We start from the raw sequence: 15,581 nt of genomic DNA, 5'->3' as shown, positions 1-15,581 counted from the left end.
ATGAAAAAAATTATAAATCTATCAGTACTGATTCTCGGGGTGGCTTTTGTATCCGGCCAAACCAAAGAGGATTCTATACAGTTTAACAGGATTTCCACAGAAATCCTGAATAATGGAAAAGGCTACAATGAATTAAAAGAGCTCACCAAAAATATTGGTAACCGGTTGAGCGGTTCTCAAGCTTATGAAGAATCTGTAAAATGGGCGGCACAGAAACTTAAAGATGCCGGAGCTGATAAAGTCTGGCTTCAGGAAGTGATGATTCCTGTCTGGGAAAGAGGTAAGGAATCCTTACACATCAAAACTTCAAATGGAAGCTGGAAAAGCCTTAAAATGCTTTCTTTGGGCAACTCTGAAGGGACAGGAGGAAAAGATGTTTCAGGAGAAATCATCATGGTAAAATCATTGGAAGAATATGACAGGTTACCGGCTGAAAAAGTTAAAAATAAAATTGTTTTCTTTAATTACCCCTTCAATCAGGGACATGTACAAACCTTTATTGCCTATCGGGAAGCTGGAGCTTACAGAAGGACAGCAGCTTCTTTAACGGCTAAAAAAGGAGGGAAATTTGCTGTTATACGCTCTCTTTCTTCCGCTTTTGATGATGTTCCACACACCGGAAATATGCGTTATGATGATAATGTGTCTAAAGTTCCCGCAGTGACGATTGGAAACACCAGCGCAGACGAACTGGAAGCTTTATTAAAAAATCAAAAGGTAACGGCAAAACTTAATTCCAACTGTGGGATGAGAGGTGAGAAACTCTCCCACTCTGTTATTGGTGAAATTACAGGCAAAAAAGATCAAAACGTTATTGTTGTTGGCGGCCATCTTGATTCGTGGGATGTAGGAGAAGGAGCTCATGATGACGGAGCAGGAATCGTTCAGAGTATAGAAGTCTTAAGAACCTTCAAAAAACTGGGAATACAAAATAACCATACCATCAGAGCCGTTTGTTTCGCCAATGAAGAAAATGGGACAAAAGGAGGCAAGCAATATGGAAAAACAGCTAAAGATCACAACGAAAAACATCTTTTCGCCATTGAATCTGATGCAGGGGGCTATGCTCCACGAGGTATTTCGTTAGAAATGGACAACACCAAAAGAGACCAGATCAAAAGCTGGGTAAACCTCTTCTTGCCCTATGGAGTTTACAATTTCGAGGGAAAATATTCAGGGTCAGATATTGCTCCACTCCATGAAATGGGTGTTCCCTCTGCAGAATTAGTTCCTGATCCACAACGTTATTTCGATATCCATCACACTTCAGAAGATACTTTTGAAAAAGTAAACCGCAGAGAACTTCTTCTCGGCTCCAGTGTGATGACACAACTTATTTATATGATTGATAAAAATTGGTAATCATGAAAAAGATATTAGGTACAACATTATTACTTTTGGGAGTAGCTGTTTTGGGCCAAACCAAAGAAGATTCCGTACAGTTTAACAGGATTTCTACTGAAATCTTAAACAATGGAAAAGGCTATAACGAATTGAGGGAACTCACCAAAAATATTGGCCATCGTTTAAGCGGTTCCGAAGCTTATGAAAAGTCCGTAAAATGGGCAGCGCAGAAACTTAAAGATGCCGGAGCCGATAAAGTCTGGCTTCAGGAAGTAATGATTCCGGTCTGGGAAAGAGGCAAGGAATCCTTGCACATCAAAACGGCAAACGGCAGCTGGAAAAATCTTAAAATGCTTTCTTTAGGAAATTCTGAAGGGACAGGAGGAAAAGATATTTCAGGAGAAATCATCATGGTAAAATCCATTGAAGAATATAATGCATTGCCTGCTGAGAAAGTAAAGGATAAGATTGTTTTCTTCAACTACCCTTTCAGTCAGTCATTTATAGAAACATTCAAAGGATATAGTGATGCTGCCAAATATCGGGTAACTGCTGCGGCATTAACTGCTAAAAAAGGGGGGAAATTCGCTATTATACGTTCTCTTTCTTCAGCTTTCGATGATGTTCCCCATACCGGAGCAATGCGTTATGAAGATAATGTATCCAAAGTACCCGCTGTAGCTGTTGGAAACACAACGGCAGATGAGCTGGAAACTCTGCTGAAAAACCAGAAGATCACGGCCAAACTTAATTCCAACTGTGGGATGAAAGGTGAGAAACTCTCCCACTCTGTTATTGGTGAAATTACGGGTAAAAAAGACCAAAGCGTTATTGTTGTTGGCGGACACCTGGATTCTTGGGATGTAGGTGAAGGAGCACATGATGACGGAGCCGGAATTGTTCAGAGTATAGAAGTCTTGAGAACCTTCAAAAAACTGGGAATACAAAACAACCATACCATCAGAGTTGTATGTTTCGCCAATGAAGAAAACGGCGTAAAAGGAGGTGTTCAGTATGGTAAAGCGGTAAAAGAAAACAATGAAAAACATCTTTTCGCTATTGAATCTGATGCCGGCGGTTTTGCCCCGAGAGGTATTGCCCTGGATATGGATGATACCAAAAGAAATCAAATCAAGGGCTGGTCAAAACTCTTCCTTCCTTATGGAGTCTATAACTTTAACGAAAGATTCTCAGGAACAGATTTATACCCACTTCACGATATGGGAATCCCAGCTGCTGAGCTGATGCCCGATTCACAAAGATATTTCGATATCCATCACACCGAAGAAGATACCTTTGAAAAGGTAAACCGCAGAGAGCTTCTGCTAGGCGCTGCAGCAATGACACAGATGATCTACATGATTGATAAAAACTGGTAATCCCCGTTTGTATCTTAAAAAATTAACATCAAAAGAGTTCATAGAAACCTTGAAAAATTCGGGTTTTTATGAACTCTCTAATTTATCATCAATCGAAAAGGGCTTTAGCCCTTTTATCTTATAAAAATTCATCTAATGGCTGTCGCCAAAACATAATTCGCATTCGATGCTTGCAAAGATTCGGAGGTTGTACAATACATCTGCCGGAGACTATAACTGATCAAATTTCATTTTAGTCTTCAATGGATCCGGATATTTTAAATCAGATTTTGTTTCTGAATTGCTATTTTGACCATATTAAATAGCTATATTACACCATCTTACATTAGAATAATAGAATATGGTATGGAAATAAGTAGATTCAAATCAGAAAAAATACATCAGAAATTTCTTACATTTTATGATGAAGCCATGAAGAAACTTCCTGTACCACAGGAGATCTTCGATATCGATACTACTTATGGAACAGTAAGGGTCTATCGGTTTGGAAACCGGGGAGGAATACCTATTCTGCTTTTTCCGGGAAGAGCAGCTTCAACACCCATGTGGGAACCCAATATGGCAGGACTGCTCAAGACTTATGATGTTTATTCTATGGATCTTCTGGGTGAACCCGGTATGAGTACCCAAACAAAACCTATTAAAGATAATGAACAACAGGCTGTCTGGGTAGAAGACGTCTTGAGGGAACTACAACTAACAAAGGTCCATCTGGTGGGTGTTTCTTTTGGCGGCTGGTCCGCAGTAAATTATGCCGTCTATTATCAAAAATATATTGCATCCATTATCTTGTTGGATCCCGCGCTGGTTTTTGCTCCATTTTCTCTGAAAATCATTCTGTTTTCACTGATTACTATTCTTCCTTTTGTTCCTGAATCCTGGCGCAAAAAATCAATGAGCTGGATTTCTGGAGGAGCTCAGGTCGATCCGCAAGATTCTACCGCTCGCCTTATTTCGATTGGATTAAAAGATTTTCTGATCAAAACACCACCTCCTAAGCAGTTTACTACTGAACAGTTAAACTCTATTCAAGCACCAATATTGGTCATTTTTGCAGGCAAAAGTATTGTACATGATTCAGCTAAAGCCTTAGCCTATGCAAAAAGTCTTTCGAACCCTATTGAAGCTGAAATTTGGCCGGCAGCTTCACATGCAATCAATGGAGAGTTTCCAAATGAAATTAATGAGCGGATTGGTACATTTCTTTCAGGAATAAACAGTCAAAAAAAATAGAATATAAAAACAGATGATCACACCTATTTTTACGGTTGTGATTATATAATCAAATGGCTTATTTATTTTCTTAATAGAAATGAGCTTTAGCCCGAAATTTTCATCATCAGAATCCAAAATTTAAAACATTTCTCCTTGTTTAAGGAAATAAGTCTGAAAAAACACTGTAAAACAACTACATACAGCCATAAAAAATAAAATGTTAATGGTAAAATACTCACTTTGGCATGAAATTGGCATGTCTTAAAACGAAAAAAACATAAAAACACTAGATGAAAAAAAAGATCTTCTATAGATTTTCAGTTTTCCACTGATTCAAAATGTGAATCTTTTTTTTCTACGATACCCTAAATGATATGGAAATTGTGATTAATCAACCTTCGGTTTGTTTTTCGCAATAAAACTTATAATCTGTATCAAACTGGTATCAGAACCCATGAGTCATTAATGATTCAAAAAATTTACTGATCAACCCTAAGCTTTATGCTCCGGGCTCAGTCGTATAAATAAATGGCACGTCTTCGTGAACCTTAGCCCAGTAAGAGAATATATTCTTTTTACCATGTAAGACAGCTGCTTATCCATATAAATTAATGTATAACCCTTAAAATGTTAGTAATGATGAGAGATTTTTTTGAAATGATTTTTAAGAGAAATGAAGATGCTGCAAAAATGCATATCTGGAGCCTGCTTTTGGTATTGAGTTTTGCCGTCTTTTCTGTATTGGTATACACCTTAAAACCAAGCTTTAACAGCTTAATAATATATCTGACCGCATTTGCCGCTTACATCGGCTTTGGTCTTGTATTCATCAGTTCCCTTGCGGGGACAAGTATGAAAAAAAGGTCCAGCAGAAACATATAACTTTTAATTCTTTTTTTTACTGAAAAAACCGTCCTTTGGGACGGTTTTTTGTGTTAGACCCACTGATCATTTATTCAATGCCTTTCATCATCTCGGTAAGAATCTTTATCGTTTCTTCCTCAATCATTTTTTCAGATTTTGCTCCCAGTTCTATCCTGAAAGGTTCACAACAGGCCTTTATTCCAAAACCATCATCTGTTTTCACAAATTCAGGATGCAAACCATGTTCTTTACATACTTGTGCTTCAATTTCTTTTCGGATCAAAGCATAATCTAGATTAATCATATTCTTATATTTTGTTTCATTGGTGATGGATAAAGATAAGCATAAATTGGTTGTACAGAAATCCGGATTTCTACGGTAATCCATATTGGCATACATCAATTTTCCTGATCCTTTTTTAGAATATCAACAATCCTTTTCTACAACAGCTGTTCGTTATTTCAGATATGCTTTCTTTTTCAGGGTTATATCCAGTATATTCCCATTCCTCTTAATTTTCACATTAATCGTATCATATTGACTTTCTACCCTATTGAGAAAATAGTGACATGCACCATCTTTATCGAGATTATCAAGCTTAATATCATTAATACTGATAATTGAATCGCCAATCTGTAAAGGAAAATGCTCTTCCTGAAATATATAAACAACCGTAGGTTTTGTATCTATAAAACGATATCCAAAACCGAAAGATTCCAGTTTATGAGAATTATTTCCAATCTGTTTCATATAGATTTTATGATCAGACCAGTCTAAAATAAAAACAAAATTTTTCAGGAAATCATTTCCAATCAAATTTGAACTTCCTGTAGTCATTATCTCATTGGTAAAATTTTTATTTCCCAATACCCAATCTGAGGGTTTGAAAATATAACCGAGTGTGGGCTTTCCGGCACCATAAGCTCCTACCGCATTATTCCCATATACTTCTATTCGCTCTGATACTTTCTTAGCATTAAAGTCATTCTCTGTAATCTTTATATTCCCTGAAAAACCGGTATCGAAAGTAAAATTATTTTTTTTATCTAAAATTTTTGTTTCTACGATGGGAGTTTTCTGATCTTTCGTCTCAAAAGGGATAACAATATCATACCCTTTAAGATCAAACCTGGAAAGACTTTGAGTCACTTCCAGAGATTTTTCAGTATAATTTATCCGCCAAAAAAGTTTTGCCATCTGATTGGCTCCGAGAATACCATCCACTTTTAGACATCCGAATTCTGCCGCTTTAAGATCCATCACCATAACCCCTATATTTTTAAAGGTAACCTGGTCGACAACCATCTCAGGCAATACGGTGAAAATCTGTTCCTGTTTGTTTTTCTGAGAGTCCTTTACAGTACTTTTATGTTTTTTTTCAAGCCCCAGATCAGTATAGATGGCTGTAGAAATAATAGTTGGAGCTCCGGTATCGAACAGAAAATTATACATTTTTCCATTAATATTCACTTTTACAAAAGGTAAATCGGTAGAATATTGTAAGTTGAGTTTTTCAACGGCTTCTTTTAGCTGAACCTCTCCCCCTTCAAAGAATTTCTTCCCCTGGGCAAACAAGTTAAGATTAGATAATAACAAGAGACTAAGTAAAATTTTTTTCACAAGGTATTTTTTACTAAAATAATATTTTTTAAAGTCTGACCAAAATTTCTTATTCTTCCATCAAAAACAAAAAAAGCCGCCCCTTCCGGAACGGCTTTTATATCTTAAAAAGATTTCAATTATTTCACTTTTACAAGCTCAACATCGAAGATTAACCAAGCGTTTGGCGGAATAACTCCTCCTGCTCCTCTTTCTCCATAAGCCATTGCTGGCGGGATCAATAAAGTAGCAGTTTCACCTTCTTTCAATAACAGGATCCCTTCATCCCATCCTTTGATTACTCTTCCCATTCCGATTGGAATATCGATAGGCTCATTTCTTTTGAATGAAGAATCAAATTCTGTCCCGTCTACTAACTTTCCAGCATAGTGTACAGATACATTATCACCTGATTTCGGAGCTTTTCCGTCTGTCGTTTTTGTAATTTTGTAATAAAGACCAGATTCAGTTTTCTGCATACCTGCTTTCAGGGCTTCAGTCATTTTCTCCTGATTAGCTTTGAATTCTTCTTCTTTTTTCTTTCTTTCAGCTTCCTCTTTAGCAATGAAAGCTTTATTATTTTCTGCGATTTTAGCTTTCCCTTCGCTGAAAGTCTTAGCTGCATCGTAGTTTTTGTACTCATCACCTTTACCGAAAACAGAAACTTTTTCTAAAACGATATCTGTTTTAGGCTTATCCTGAGCTCCTTTTTCAACGTTAGCAATAGCATCAATTACGTCATTTCCTTTCACTACTTTACCGAAAATAGTGTGTTTTCCGTCTAACCAAGGTGTAGCCACTTCAGTGATGAAAAACTGAGAACCATTGGTATTAGGTCCAGAGTTTGCCATAGAAAGAATACCTTTTCCAGTATGTTTAAGGTCGTTTCTCTCATCCTCGAATTTATATCCAGGATCTCCCATTCCTGTTCCCTGAGGATCACCTCCCTGAATCATGAAATCTTTGATCACTCTGTGGAAAATTGTTCCATCATAATAAGGAACTCCTTTAGCTTTAGCCTTGTTGTCGATTTTCCCTTCTGCAAGACCGATAAAGTTGGCCACAGTTACTGGTGCTTTCTTGTCTTCAAACTTTACAATCAGATTCCCTTTTGTGGTTTGAAAATTTGCATAAAGTCCGTCATTAAGACCTTCGTAAGTTTCTTTGTCTACGTTCATTTTTTTATAAATTGGAGTACAACTCATCAGCGAAATACTTGCCGCTGCCAGAATTATATTTTTGTTAAACAATTTCATGTATTATAAAGCTTTTAATTTTATGATTAATGGGATGTCGTTATCTATTTTTTTTTCGTCTCCAAATGTTCCATATGCCAGGGAAGATGGTACCAAAAGGGTTACCTCTTCTCCATTACGTATAAATCGTAATGCATTTTCTACAGCTTTCAGCTCATCAAAATGTCCAAATTTAGCGTCTCTTCTTTCAAAAGACTGATCATAAATCTTGGTCTCATCAAAATCATACAGATCATAAGAATAAGAGATCATGGTATTATCTGCTCTCCTTTCTCTCTGATCATACCCTTCCACTGTAACCCAGTAATTAAGCTGTGTAGGATAATATTTTACCGGCTGGCTATTGGCCCACTGCTGGATATGCCCTCTTTCTATGGTATTCAGATTTTTCATCCTTTCTTTAGAAACGTCCAGATCTTTTTGGCTCAAAACACCGCCTACGGGAGGATGTGCCGGCTGTGCATTTCTATTGCAGCTCAACAGACTGACTAATGATATGAAGACTAATTTTCTCATAAACTTTTGCGAAAATACACATTTCGTGAATCAATTACAAAACTTATATCAGATTTCCAGGAACAATTTAAGGAACATAAAATACGATATTTTACCGTAACAAAAAATTGCTTCCAACTACAGGTTTTTAAGATGACTAAGAAAAACTTTATGCAAGGCTCTTTCATGTTAAAAAATACTGGATTTTCCATATTAATTTTTCATCCCCTATGGCAGGTCAATAAAAAAAGCCGGAAATATTCCGGCTTCTATATATTTTATATTCAGTTTAGATTAAACTGTTTCTAAAGCGTGGTCAACCACAACTCTCCATCCGAATGGATCTTCAGAAAGATTGTTCTGTAGGTCTACCAAATCTTTCTTAAGAGTAGCTGCAAAACTATCCTCATCAGATAATCTTGGAAGCTCCAGTTTTTCTCCCTGGTATCCTAAAGCCTGGAACACCGTAGTTACTACAGCAGTTCCTACTCCCCATACTTCTTTTAAAGTACCATTTTTCTGAGCTTCAACTACCGTTTTTACCGGAATTGGTTCTACTTTCACTTCAATACCTCTTTTCTTAGCCAATTGAAGGAAACTGTCTCTTGTAACTCCGTCAAGAATCTTCTCTGAAGTTGGAGGTGTATAAATAGTATCGTTAATTCTTACAAATACATTCATAGTACCACTCTCTTCAAAATATTCATGGGTAGCATCATCCGTCCAGATAATTTGCTCATATCCTTCTTCGATAGCCAACTGAGTTGGGTAAAAAGAAGCGGCATAGTTTCCTGCAGCTTTAGCAGAACCTACCCCTCCATTTGCTGCTCTTGAATAGTGATCAGAGATTTTTACAGAAACAGGCTCTGAATAATAGCTCTTCGCAGGGGTTGCAACAATAGCGAACATATATTTGTTAGAAACTCTTGCTTTCAAAGCTTCTTCAGTAGCAAAAATCAATGGTCTGATATATAAAGACATTCCTTCTCCTTGTGGAATCCACTCTCTGTCGATATCTACCAACGCTTTCAATCCGTCTAAAAACATTTCCTCAGTCACTTCAGGCATAGCAAGACGCTTTGCTGACTTATTGATACGTTCAAAATTCTTTTCAGGCCTGAAAAGGAAAACCTGCCCATCTTTGTCTTTATAAGCTTTCATACCTTCAAAACAAGCTTGCCCATAGTTTACTCCCATCATAGCAGGTGTAAATGGTATCGGACCGTAAGGAACTAATTTCACATCACCCCATTTTCCATCTTCATACTCACAGATGATCATATGATCAATGAAAGTACCACCAAATGAAAAATTATTTGGGTCAAATGTAGAAATTCTAGAGTTTTCAGTTTTTTGAATTATCATTTTTAAAATTTTTTACGATGTTCTACAAATTTAATATAATTTTCTAAATATAAAAATTTTAGAGTAAATTTGACAAAAAAATAGCTTGAAAAGAGAAATAAAGACCACAAACGACGGGAGTAAAACATTGTTTATCAATGATTTAAATGAAAACTACCATTCTCATCATGGCGCATTGCAAGAAGCAGAACATGTGTTTATCAAAAATGGACTAAATTTAGTTAATTATTACGAAATTAATATTTTAGAACTCGGTTTTGGAACAGGTTTGAATGTTTTGGTTACAATTAATGAATATTTAAAAACTGACAAAAATCATGTCATTAATTATTTTTCGCTCGAAAAATACCCCGTAAATGAATCCGAAGTTAACGATTTGGCATATTTTGAGCTTTTTGATAACCCTGAATTCAAAAATATTTATCAGAAAATTCATCTAGCAGATTGGGAAAAGCCAGTTGAAATCATTAGTGGTTTCAACTTAAAAAAGATAGAATGTGACTTTTTTGACCTGAAGGATATAGAATTGCCCAACATTAACCTGGTCTACTTCGACTGTTTCGGAGCAAGGGTGCAGCCTGATCTTTGGGAAAAACCATTATTTGAAATGGTTTCTGACAAAATGGCCATTAATGGATTATTAACAACCTACTCTTCTAAAGGAAGCGTAAGAAGAATTCTTCAGGAGCTGAACTTTAAGGTAGAGAAAAAACAGGGTCCCCCGGGAAAAAGAGAGATGATTAACGCACTAAAGCTTTAATGGGTGTAAAAAGGTGGATTTACCTCCATTCCTTTTTCCTATTTTCGCCCTACTGCTTCATGAAAATTCCTTACCTTAGCTTTACAAAATATTATACCTATTATATATGATAGACAAGATCAACATTAGAGTGTATGGTTGTGCAGTGAAAGACAAAAAAGTTTTAACCTTATTTGAAGAATATGCAGGAGAAGCTTTAGTTAAATTCCCCGGAGGAGGATTGGAATATGGAGAAGGAGTCCTGGAATGTCTGCACCGTGAATTCGATGAAGAGCTCAATGTAAAAATAGATATTAAAGAGCATTTCTTTACTCAAGAAAATTTTTTGGTTTCCCGCTTCAGAGAAAACGAACAGCTCCTTACCATATATTATATTGTCCATATCACCAATGAAGAAGATTTCCTGATTATGGATCCCTGCATTGAGAAAACAGAATGGATGGCTATCGACAGACCCGACAATCCGTTTCCTCTTCCCATAGATAAAATTGTATTCGATAAATTAAAAGAAAAATTCCTGTAAGAAACTTACAGGAATTTTATATTATTATTTTTTCACTTTAAACTGATTGGCTCCCGGATAAGGTTTTAAATAACCGGAATTCCAGTTGGACTGAAGCAATGACTCTATAAATTCATCACTTCTGTTTCTGTGAGGATCATATTGTTCTTTCAAATCAATATCAGCCATCTTTCCTTTTACATTCCACCAAAAGGCGCTCCATCCTCCTCTAAGCTCTTTTATAATTTCATAAACATTTTTGCCTGTAGCTCTGTTCATCAATTTGGCAAAAACCTGTCCTTCAGTTGTCGTAAGATCTCTTAACTGTTTTTCATATTGGTCAGCAAGCATGTTCTGTCTTTCTCTTATAAATTTTCTTTTAGCCTTGCTGTCCATATCATTCATATCCGCCTGCATATCCCTATACTGTTGCAAAGCTGTCACAAATAACGGATATACTCTGTATAGCTTTTTATTTAGGAAATAATAGTAATTTTTATCCAGCTGATTGTTGAATCGGGGTTTGTTTACTAAAACAAGCTCATCCATCACCACTACAGGTTCTCCGTTAATCTCATAGATTTTAACCTTTTGCTGCTCGTCGTAATAATACTTATTACCGAATTCATCCACTTTCAGAGATTCAGCAGGGTATTGGTTAAGGGGTTTTGCCACAATAGAATCCTTCTGACCAAAAACACTGACTCCAAAAAAGAAAATAAAAAGGCAGATAATCTTCCTAAAATTCATTATTTTTACACTTATAAGAATAAAAATTAAACGCAAAAATCATTCCTTTTTATGAAATTTGAAAAGAAATCTTTAAAATTTTTAGAAAAATATTTAAATACTTCATCGCCAACAGGTTACGAACACAAGGGACAAGAGGTCTGGATGGACTATATCAGACCGTATGTAGATAAAATTGAAGTGGATCATTATGGGACCTGTTATGGCATCATTAATCCCGAAGCTGAATTTAAAGTAGTGATTGAAGCCCATGCCGATGAAATCTCCTGGTACGTAAACTATATTACTGATGACGGATTGATTTATGTCATCCGAAACGGAGGATCGGATCAGACCATCGCTCCTTCAAAAGTAGTACATATCCACGGAGAAAACGGAATTGTAAAAGGAGTATTCGGATGGCCGGCTATTCATACCAGAACCAACCAGAACGAACCTACTCCAAAAATTGAAAACATTTTCATCGATTGCGGAGCCACTTCCAAAAAAGAAGTGGAGGAAATGGGAATTTATGTAGGCTGTATGATCACTTACCCGGATGAGTTCTTTGAAATGAATGACAGATACTTTGTATGCAGAGCTTTGGATAACAGAATCGGAGGCTTTATGATTGCTGAAGTGGCAAGGCTTTTAAAAGAGAATAAAAAAACAATTCCTTTTGGGCTGTATATCACGAATTCTGTTCAGGAAGAAGTAGGCCTTTATGGAGCTGACATGATCGCAGACACGATTAAACCTAATATTGCGATAGTAACCGACGTTACCCACGATACAACCACTCCTATGATCGAAAAGAAAAAAGAAGGGGATCAGAAATGCGGAGACGGACCAGTGGTATTCTTTGCACCAAGCGTTCACCATACGATCAGAGAATTGATTATTGATACCGCAAAAACAAAGAAAATACCTTTCCAGAGAGCAGCGGCAAGCCGGGCAACCGGAACGGATACAGATGCTTTCGCCCACTCCAACGGAGGGGTACCAAGTGCTTTAATTTCCTTACCTTTGCGTTATATGCATACAACGGTGGAAATGGTATCTAAGGAAGATGTGGCTAATGTGATCAAACTCATCTATGAAACCATTCTGAAGATTAAACCGGAAATGAAACTGAAGTATCATTAAAGATATTAGATAGCAGATATCAGACCCTAGACTATTACACCAGAATTCTACGTCTGATATCTGATGTCTAACATCTGAAATCTAATATTAAGTAAAAAGTAAAAATGAAAACGAAGCTTATTGCTCCTTCCCTTTTATCTGCAGACTTTGGGAATCTGCAAAGAGACATTGAAATGCTGAATGCCTCTCAGGCTGACTGGTTCCATATTGATGTCATGGATGGCAGATTTGTACCTAATATTTCATTCGGTTTTCCGGTGATGAAAACGGTTCAGCAGCATGCTAAAAAATTCGTGGATGTACATTTAATGATTGTAGAGCCCGAAAAATATGTTGATGAATTTATCAACCACGGTGCTGATCTTGTTTCTGTACATTATGAAGCGTGTACCCACCTTCACAGAACAATTCATCATATCCAAAGCAAAGGTGCGAAAGCTGGGGTTGTTTTAAACCCTTCCACTCCTGTTTTAATGCTTGAAGATATTATTGCGGATGTAGATCTTGTTTTATTAATGAGTGTAAACCCTGGATTTGGAGGGCAAAAATTCATTGAAAACACGTATAAAAAGATTGCAGAAACAAAAGATCTTATTTTAAGCAATAACTCTACTGCACTCATTGAAATAGACGGTGGTGTTAACCTTGATAATGCCTCTAAGCTTTTTGAAGCAGGAGCTGATGTATTGGTGGCCGGAAATGCGGTATTCTCTGCAGAAAGCCCGGAAAGAACCATCGAGCTTCTTAAAATTTAAATTGTATTTTTAAACATACAGAAAAAGGCAGTTCGTAGGGACTGCCTTTCCTCATTTTGGAACTTTGAGTAGATGTGGTTATTAGCTATTTTGAGTTTTTATCTTTATTTCTTCCTGATAACAACACAAATTTCTCAATAAAGATCCACACATCCATCAGTAGAAATACTGAATTTAAACGTAAGCACTTCTACGTAATCACTATTATTTCTTTATATTTCCTTGCTCCAAATGCAGGCGCAGACCACCAAAGCAATACTGATAACCGAGAAAACCGTTCTTATGTTATTTAAGAGATTCCACCTCTTCTCAAACCCTTCGCGCATTTGTTGAATCGCATCGGTGGTAGCTCCAGAAATATCAAATTTATCAAGTATATCATTCATCGGAACATTTCCTGCTACCGTAACCCCGAAAACACCAATCAGATAAGCTAATGTTGCCAGCAAAAGAAAAATAAAAGCAGGCTGTCCACGAAATACAAATGCAGCTACCGGAAGAAGAACTGCAGTTCCCATAAAACTTATAAAAAATACAGGATTAAGAATTTCCCGGTTGATGCTCTGCATTGCTTTCAGATATTCTCCATCAGATAACTTTCCCAATCCCAATACTACAGAACAGGAATAAGCATAAAAGAGCCCGGCAATCAAAGCCGTAAGTACAGCAGTAAAAATTAATAATAGGGTTGCCATTTTCATATATTTTGATTTGTGGTTAGTAGTCGGTATATTTTAATAGGGATTCCATTTTTTAATAATGTTCTGGGCAGTCAGAATCATTTCAGGATCCCAATTTTCTGTTTTAAAATAATGAAAATTCTGATTTTTAATCAACGTTGGGTCAGTATGATCAAATAACAGTTTTGTAAGCCGGATCTGTTCCTCATATAAAATGGAATCTTCCACAGGTTCTGGAAGGAGCATTTCTCTTTTCACCCACTTTTCTTTTTTCCTCTTCATCCCATCTGAATCATTAAGAATGCTTTTAACCCTCACAAAATCATTAAAAAAACGCTGCTTCTCCTCTTCTGTATGAATGGTATGCCCCAGCCTTTCAATGATCACATACTCAAGGTTACGGCATTGTGACAACACTGAGGGAAGTACACTAAAGATCTCTTCCGGGATTACATCATCATGCGTATCTCTACGGATCATTTTTTTACCATAAACACTATCCTGCCAGCTTCCTCCCGAAAGATGAATCTCTTTAACTTTCTCCAAAGGATACAAACTAACAATTTCCTGTATGCTCACATCAAAGTTACAAGACTGACAATATATATTATGAAGATCAAGGATTAAAAAACCATCGATATCATCCACCAGCTTATCCAAAAAAACACCTTGCTCTCTGACGTCATCAACGGAAAAGGAAAATGCCAGATTTTCTACTCCAATAGGAATAGGTACAGCATCCTGTAGTCTGTAAAGCCTGTCTTTTCCAATCTCAAGAGTTTTCGGATGCAACGAAAGGGGCAATGGTACACCCTGATGATAGTTTTCGGTATTCATAAAACCGAAATGTTCTGTAATATGATTATAATTTCTCTTTTGAACTTCGTGCTTTAGTTTTTGAAGCCACATTTCCTGTCGCTCCGTCCATCTTGCATCGAATAAGGAATAATAAACGCCATGCCCAAGCAAACGCCCATTTTCTGCATAAAAATTCAAAAGATCTTTAAGCCATGACGGCTCTTCCGCTGCAAAGAAGGTATCAAATGACCACTCTACTACATCCACAGCGTTGTCCTGTAATAAAGGCAAAATAGCAGAAACAAAATCCGCCTCTGCCATCATGGATAATCCTAATAGTGGTCTTCCCATATCTTATCCCATTCCACAGGCAGGACAACCATGAGGTAAACGTACCACTGTATCTTTCTTCGCAATAACTTTAGGAGTTCCCGGTTTTGGTTTTTCCGGCGTTTCTTTAATTACCGCTTTTTTAACTTTCTTTACGGGCTTCTTAGTGTTCGTAGCAGGCTTGGTAGTTTGTGCAGACACTCCTACTGCTAATAAACTGGCCATTAATAGGGTTGGAATTTTCATTTTTTTCTTTTTAAGGAAGTTTACAATAAGTGTTCCATTTATTTTGCTTTAAAAATACAATAATTTATCATTGAATATTTTAGTTTTTTCACGTAGTATTTCTCTTATTAAACGAAT

Annotated in this window: 17 protein-coding genes; 8 read left to right on the top strand and 9 right to left on the bottom strand. The window is 36.6% G+C overall.

The genetic code is table 11. The features are described from left to right. The 4 genes from DRF57_RS16885 to DRF57_RS16870 all read left to right on the top strand — a co-directional run bounded on the left by DRF57_RS16885 (position 1) and on the right by DRF57_RS16870 (position 4,820). Complete coding sequence (locus DRF57_RS16885) at positions 1–1,362, top strand: M20/M25/M40 family metallo-hydrolase (protein ID WP_115919760.1); 1,362 nt, start codon at positions 1–3, stop codon at positions 1,360–1,362. 2 nt (positions 1,363–1,364) lie between these two features. After that, positions 1,365–2,723, top strand: coding sequence for a M20/M25/M40 family metallo-hydrolase (locus DRF57_RS16880; protein ID WP_115919758.1), 1,359 nt, complete (start codon positions 1,365–1,367; stop codon positions 2,721–2,723). Between the two features lie 345 nt (positions 2,724–3,068). After that, positions 3,069–3,956: an alpha/beta fold hydrolase gene (locus DRF57_RS16875; RefSeq protein ID WP_115919756.1), complete on the top strand. Its 888-nt coding sequence runs from the start codon at positions 3,069–3,071 to the stop codon at positions 3,954–3,956. Between the two features lie 618 nt (positions 3,957–4,574). Further along, positions 4,575–4,820, top strand: a complete 246-nt coding sequence (locus DRF57_RS16870) for a hypothetical protein (protein ID WP_123863341.1) — start codon at positions 4,575–4,577, stop codon at positions 4,818–4,820. A 70-nt stretch (positions 4,821–4,890) separates the two neighbouring features. On the opposite strand, the gene DRF57_RS16865 is transcribed toward DRF57_RS16870, so the two are convergent. From DRF57_RS16865 to DRF57_RS16845, 5 genes are all read right to left on the bottom strand, one after another. After that, positions 4,891–5,106, bottom strand: coding sequence for a hypothetical protein (locus DRF57_RS16865; RefSeq protein WP_206607198.1), 216 nt, complete (start codon positions 5,104–5,106; stop codon positions 4,891–4,893). Between the two features lie 153 nt (positions 5,107–5,259). Then, positions 5,260–6,423, bottom strand: coding sequence for an aspartyl protease family protein (locus DRF57_RS16860; protein WP_123863339.1), 1,164 nt, complete (start codon positions 6,421–6,423; stop codon positions 5,260–5,262). 119 nt (positions 6,424–6,542) lie between these two features. Then, on the bottom strand, positions 6,543–7,580 hold the full coding sequence (locus DRF57_RS16855; RefSeq protein ID WP_228406042.1) for a peptidylprolyl isomerase: 1,038 nt from the start codon (positions 7,578–7,580) through the stop codon (positions 6,543–6,545). 81 nt (positions 7,581–7,661) lie between these two features. Further along, entirely contained in the window at positions 7,662–8,174 is a 513-nt protein-coding gene (locus DRF57_RS16850) for an FKBP-type peptidyl-prolyl cis-trans isomerase (protein ID WP_047495552.1), read from the bottom strand. Positions 8,175–8,447: 273 nt separating this feature from the next. Beyond that, on the bottom strand, positions 8,448–9,518 hold the full coding sequence (locus tag DRF57_RS16845; RefSeq protein WP_047495555.1) for a branched-chain amino acid aminotransferase: 1,071 nt from the start codon (positions 9,516–9,518) through the stop codon (positions 8,448–8,450). Between the two features lie 85 nt (positions 9,519–9,603). Here DRF57_RS16845 and mnmD point away from each other — a divergent pair, with 85 nt between their 5' ends. Then, positions 9,604–10,278, top strand: coding sequence for a tRNA (5-methylaminomethyl-2-thiouridine)(34)-methyltransferase MnmD (mnmD, locus tag DRF57_RS16840; RefSeq protein ID WP_115919750.1), 675 nt, complete (start codon positions 9,604–9,606; stop codon positions 10,276–10,278). A gap of 106 nt (positions 10,279–10,384) precedes the next feature. After that, positions 10,385–10,801, top strand: a complete 417-nt coding sequence (locus DRF57_RS16835; RefSeq protein WP_047495561.1) for an NUDIX hydrolase — start codon at positions 10,385–10,387, stop codon at positions 10,799–10,801. Between the two features lie 24 nt (positions 10,802–10,825). Here DRF57_RS16835 and DRF57_RS16830 read toward each other — a convergent pair whose 3' ends face one another. Beyond that, positions 10,826–11,530, bottom strand: a complete 705-nt coding sequence (locus DRF57_RS16830) for a DUF4294 domain-containing protein (protein WP_047495564.1) — start codon at positions 11,528–11,530, stop codon at positions 10,826–10,828. 51 nt (positions 11,531–11,581) lie between these two features. Here DRF57_RS16830 and chrP point away from each other — a divergent pair, with 51 nt between their 5' ends. Next, the gene (gene chrP / locus DRF57_RS16825) at positions 11,582–12,655 is read left to right on the top strand and encodes a chryseobasin maturation metalloprotease ChrP (protein WP_047495567.1); all 1,074 of its coding nucleotides are present in this window, start codon (positions 11,582–11,584) and stop codon (positions 12,653–12,655) included. A 104-nt stretch (positions 12,656–12,759) separates the two neighbouring features. Beyond that, complete coding sequence (gene rpe, locus DRF57_RS16820; protein ID WP_047495569.1) at positions 12,760–13,410, top strand: ribulose-phosphate 3-epimerase; 651 nt, start codon at positions 12,760–12,762, stop codon at positions 13,408–13,410. 212 nt (positions 13,411–13,622) lie between these two features. Here the strand turns inward: rpe and chrI are convergent, their stop codons facing one another. From chrI to chrA, 3 genes are read right to left on the bottom strand one after another with little or no spacing between them, the layout of a single operon-like run. Continuing rightward, complete coding sequence (chrI, locus tag DRF57_RS16815) at positions 13,623–14,105, bottom strand: chryseobasin maturation helper ChrI (protein ID WP_228450427.1); 483 nt, start codon at positions 14,103–14,105, stop codon at positions 13,623–13,625. Between the two features lie 39 nt (positions 14,106–14,144). Next, positions 14,145–15,239 (bottom strand): MNIO family chryseobactin maturase, encoded by a 1,095-nt coding sequence (chrH, locus tag DRF57_RS16810; protein WP_115919746.1) that lies wholly within the window; start codon positions 15,237–15,239, stop codon positions 14,145–14,147. Between the two features lie 3 nt (positions 15,240–15,242). After that, positions 15,243–15,464 carry an MNIO class RiPP chryseobasin precursor ChrA gene (gene chrA / locus DRF57_RS16805; protein ID WP_047495576.1) on the bottom strand — a complete coding sequence of 74 codons (222 nt, stop codon included), beginning with the start codon at positions 15,462–15,464 and terminating at the stop codon, positions 15,243–15,245. Between the last annotated feature and the right edge of the window lie 117 nt (positions 15,465–15,581).

This window comes from Chryseobacterium rhizosphaerae (assembly GCF_003385455.1).
GTDB lineage: Bacteria > Bacteroidota > Bacteroidia > Flavobacteriales > Weeksellaceae > Chryseobacterium > Chryseobacterium rhizosphaerae.
The sequence above is the reverse complement of the archived record's forward strand: the minus strand, read 5'-3'. Positions and strand labels throughout refer to the sequence as shown.

What these genes read in the sequence shown, in the direction of transcription:
- DRF57_RS16880 (WP_115919758.1), top strand. Translation starts at nt 1,365, where the DNA reads ATGAAAAAGATATTAGGTACAACATTATTACTTTTGGGAGTAGCTGTT.
- rpe (WP_047495569.1), top strand. Translation starts at nt 12,760, where the DNA reads ATGAAAACGAAGCTTATTGCTCCTTCCCTTTTATCTGCAGACTTTGGG.
- DRF57_RS16855 (WP_228406042.1), bottom strand. Translation starts at nt 7,580, where the DNA reads ATGAACGTAGACAAAGAAACTTACGAAGGTCTTAATGACGGACTTTAT.
- DRF57_RS16845 (WP_047495555.1), bottom strand. Translation starts at nt 9,518, where the DNA reads ATGATAATTCAAAAAACTGAAAACTCTAGAATTTCTACATTTGACCCA.
- DRF57_RS16850 (WP_047495552.1), bottom strand. Translation starts at nt 8,174, where the DNA reads ATGAGAAAATTAGTCTTCATATCATTAGTCAGTCTGTTGAGCTGCAAT.
- DRF57_RS16885 (WP_115919760.1), top strand. Translation starts at nt 1, where the DNA reads ATGAAAAAAATTATAAATCTATCAGTACTGATTCTCGGGGTGGCTTTT.
- chrH (WP_115919746.1), bottom strand. Translation starts at nt 15,239, where the DNA reads ATGGGAAGACCACTATTAGGATTATCCATGATGGCAGAGGCGGATTTT.
- DRF57_RS16835 (WP_047495561.1), top strand. Translation starts at nt 10,385, where the DNA reads ATGATAGACAAGATCAACATTAGAGTGTATGGTTGTGCAGTGAAAGAC.
- chrI (WP_228450427.1), bottom strand. Translation starts at nt 14,105, where the DNA reads ATGGCAACCCTATTATTAATTTTTACTGCTGTACTTACGGCTTTGATT.
- chrP (WP_047495567.1), top strand. Translation starts at nt 11,582, where the DNA reads ATGAAATTTGAAAAGAAATCTTTAAAATTTTTAGAAAAATATTTAAAT.
- DRF57_RS16830 (WP_047495564.1), bottom strand. Translation starts at nt 11,530, where the DNA reads ATGAATTTTAGGAAGATTATCTGCCTTTTTATTTTCTTTTTTGGAGTC.
- DRF57_RS16865 (WP_206607198.1), bottom strand. Translation starts at nt 5,106, where the DNA reads ATGATTAATCTAGATTATGCTTTGATCCGAAAAGAAATTGAAGCACAA.
- chrA (WP_047495576.1), bottom strand. Translation starts at nt 15,464, where the DNA reads ATGAAAATTCCAACCCTATTAATGGCCAGTTTATTAGCAGTAGGAGTG.
- DRF57_RS16875 (WP_115919756.1), top strand. Translation starts at nt 3,069, where the DNA reads ATGGAAATAAGTAGATTCAAATCAGAAAAAATACATCAGAAATTTCTT.
- DRF57_RS16870 (WP_123863341.1), top strand. Translation starts at nt 4,575, where the DNA reads ATGATGAGAGATTTTTTTGAAATGATTTTTAAGAGAAATGAAGATGCT.